The organism is Nocardia brevicatena NBRC 12119 (assembly GCF_000308495.1).
Taxonomy (GTDB): domain Bacteria; phylum Actinomycetota; class Actinomycetes; order Mycobacteriales; family Mycobacteriaceae; genus Nocardia; species Nocardia brevicatena.
This window is the reverse complement of sequence record NZ_BAFU01000123.1, coordinates 1-219: the sequence shown is the minus strand read 5'-3', so window position 1 is coordinate 219 and position 219 is coordinate 1. Positions and strand designations below refer to the sequence as shown.

The window sequence follows — 219 nt, the reverse complement described above, 5'->3', positions numbered from 1 at the left end:
CCCGGGGTGGTGACGGTGACCGACACCGTTCCGGCCGCATGAGCGGGGGTGAGGACGGTGATCTGGGTGTCGGAGTTGACGGTGAACAGGGTCGCCGGTGTGCCACCGAAACTCACGGCGGTGGTTCCGGTCAGGCCGGTGCCGGTCAGTACCACCACTGTCCCACCGGTGGGCGGTCCCGAGTTCGGGGTGACGCCGGTGAGGGTGGGCACCCGGATA

The 219-nt window shown here is 69.4% G+C and carries 1 protein-coding gene; it reads right to left on the bottom strand.

Translation table 11 applies throughout. The annotated features are described in order from the left end of the window. On the bottom strand, positions 1 to 219 hold a 219-nt coding region (locus ON20_RS25645), incomplete at both ends, for an IPT/TIG domain-containing protein (protein WP_040839497.1).